Raw genomic sequence first — 2,471 nt, 5'->3', positions numbered from 1 at the left:
GTCACCATACCCGACAGCATTGGCAATCCATGTCACTGGCCGATTAGTTTCGCATAAGAGCCGCTCGGCAGCACGGATACGCTCCTGCCGGAGATATTCGTTGAAAGTCGACCCTGTTAGCTTTTTAAAGCATTGGCAAAAATAGCTCCGGCTCATATTCACATGCTCGGCTACATCTTCTGCATGAAACGTTTCAGCGGTATGCTGGCGAATGAACAGTACCGCTTTGAGCATGCAAATCATCGTTTTTGTTAAATCTGTTGACTTTGTTACCTGCGAATAGATTAAAATCCGGTAGCGGCGAATCCATTCCACCGCCGAACGAATGTCATCGATTTCAGACCAGAACCCCGTATCGAGCTGTGCGGCGATCTCAACTTGCGAGATCACACGCATGAATAACCCCTCTAGACGGCGAACTGAACGATTCGACTCAATCGTTTGCGTGCATAAATGCTGGAAAATAGCATCATTATACAGCCAATATAGAGAGCGCCATTCTTGTTCTAGCTTGCGCCATTGCTCATCATCTTGGAAACCGTTTTCATCTCCAGAAATATCATTTTGAACAGGCACCGTGGACCCGTTTTTCGGAATGTGCTGAGGAAATTCGTCAACCAGTTTATGCCGGATTCGTTTGAGAATTTGCTCGTCATCCTCCAACTCTAGACGCACTTTAGAAATATAATCGAGAACTCCCAATCGGTAAGCTGTTTGCACATTTTCAAAATCTTCATGAAACGTAAGCATCACGGAACGCAAACTCGGGTGCTTTATTCGTGCCGCCTGTATCAGTTCTATTCCTGACATCACAGGCATGGAGATGTCGACAAACATGAGATCGACGGCATGCTGGTCTAGAAATTCCAATGCTTTAGCGCCATTAGCAGCTTCTCCAGTTACCTTCATGCCATGCTCGGACCATGGCATGATTGAAATCAGTCCTTTTCGCGCGAGTTTATCATCATCGACAATTAAAACACTGATCATATCTGTTTCTCCTTTCAATAGGGGAGATACATGATAACCGTCGTACCTTGATTCGGAGTGCTGTCAATATGCAGACTGGCTCTATCCCCATAAAACGCTTCCAACATAGACCGTACATATCGCAGACCAATTCCCCGGCCCCCCTGCTGTTGATCAGGTGATTCACGCTGCAGCAGTGCAAGCGTCTCCTCGCTAAGTCCTTTGCCATCATCGTGAATTATGATTGTGATAATACCAGCTATTTCGTCGGGCGAAATGCGCACCTCCAGCTTGCCATGTTCGTCAAGGCCATGACAGACAGCATTCTCTACAACAGGTTGAAGGATAAACCGGGCGACAGGACTATCGAGATAGCTGCCCTCAGGAATATCCAAGGTCACTTGGAAATCGTATCGCTTTTGCTGTAGATCAAGGTAGGCGCGCATGACCTTTGTTTCTGTTCGGAGCGTTGCCGTTTCCTGGGTTTTCCCTAAATTGTAGCTAAGCAAAAAAATCAACGTGGACACGAACTTGTCGATTTCAGGCTGCCGATGCATGACTGCTAGCCAACGCACCGAATTAAGCGTATTCATTATAAAATGAGGATTTATCTGATAAGCGAGTTTCTCTATTTCTAATTGATGCCGCCGTTTTTCCTTGTGTTCAACATCGATAATCAATTGCTGAATTTGTTGCTTCATTTTATTAAACTGATCAAATAGCTTATCAAATTCGGAAATGCCTGTACGATATTGCATCGCCCCCATGTGCCCTCTTCCGAGCGCCACCATTTCCGATTCGAACACGCGGAGCGGTCTGTTGATCAATCGCAGCAGCAGCAAAGCGATCGATAAAAGAATGATTAGAGCGATTCCCAATATTAACAACATATGATTTTTCCAAGTGTAAAATTCGTGATTATAGCTCTCCACGGGTAGCAAAAGAGCGGTATGATAACCGTAATCGCTAACTAACTGATCCCATATGTAACCTTCGGTTATACCTGAATTCCCTCCCAAAATTAAGTTCTGGCCGACTGAAAAAACACTTGGATTGCTGCTGTATTTAACCTGCTCCTCTTGATCACTCAACACCAGTACATATGGTAAATTTAGACTGGATGAAAGTTTACTAATGTCCGTCGCGATATCGGACTTGGCTTCGACATAAATGACTTGCTTCGTTCCGTCGGAAAAAGTGATTTCTCGCGTCACCGAAACGACCTGATCATCGCTGAATCTGCAAAGCGACAAATGTGGCGATTGATAGTTGATACTCTCGTTACCAGCCACATTAGGCAAGGATTGCATTGTAAAATCTTCACGCAATGGCAGATTTGAATAAAGAGGGTGCTTGTCCTCGGGGTTATAGTACATCACCAACTCCATAGCCGGGTTAGAAAATGAGATCAGTCCGATATTATTCGAAACGCTAAGCGAAAGTTGATATCTCTTGTAAAGATCGTCAGTGGAGAAATATGTATCCATGAGGTTGCCGACATT

At 44.8% G+C, this 2,471-nt stretch carries 2 protein-coding genes; both read right to left on the bottom strand.

Translation table 11 applies throughout. The annotated features are described in order from the left end of the window. Positions 1 to 990, bottom strand: a 990-nt coding sequence (locus AC58QO_RS33620; protein WP_497273244.1) for a response regulator, incomplete at its 3' end; no start/stop codon positions are given. A gap of 14 nt (positions 991 to 1,004) precedes the next feature. Then, positions 1,005 to 2,471: sensor histidine kinase (locus tag AC58QO_RS33615; protein WP_497273242.1), on the bottom strand; the 1,467-nt coding region annotated here is incomplete at its 5' end.

Source organism: Paenibacillus sp. J31R30, assembly GCF_059692115.1.
The sequence above is the reverse complement of the archived record's forward strand: the minus strand, read 5'-3'. Positions and strand labels throughout refer to the sequence as shown.